The sequence below is a fragment of the Leuconostoc sp. S50 genome, assembly GCF_016624925.1.
GTDB lineage: Bacteria > Bacillota > Bacilli > Lactobacillales > Lactobacillaceae > Leuconostoc > Leuconostoc pseudomesenteroides.
The window spans coordinates 1-247 of record NZ_JACVUE010000044.1; the positions used below are offsets into that span (position 1 = coordinate 1).

A 247-nucleotide genomic window follows, 5' to 3' on the forward strand; every position below is an offset into this window, starting at 1 on the left:
TCGTCGATAGTGTCAGTGACCTTAACGGACGCGTTACCGCCCAGTTGCAGATTCTCGAAGGTACGACCGTCGATGTCTACAGCCGAAGTACTGCCGAGTTTGATTTCACCCGAGTCTTTGTAAACGTCATCGCCCTGCGCAGCGTGCTCGTACGACACGCTGGTTTGGCCAGCCTTGATGGTGACCTGGGCGTTGTTGCTCAGGGTCACGACCAGGTCGTGGGCCAATGCAGTGTTCACGTGGACGG

1 protein-coding gene is annotated in these 247 nt (G+C 57.1%); it reads right to left on the reverse strand.

Annotated elements, in window-relative coordinates:
* Positions 1-247: immunoglobulin-like domain-containing protein (locus IAE53_RS11515; RefSeq protein WP_234456365.1), on the reverse strand; the 247-nt coding region annotated here is incomplete at both ends.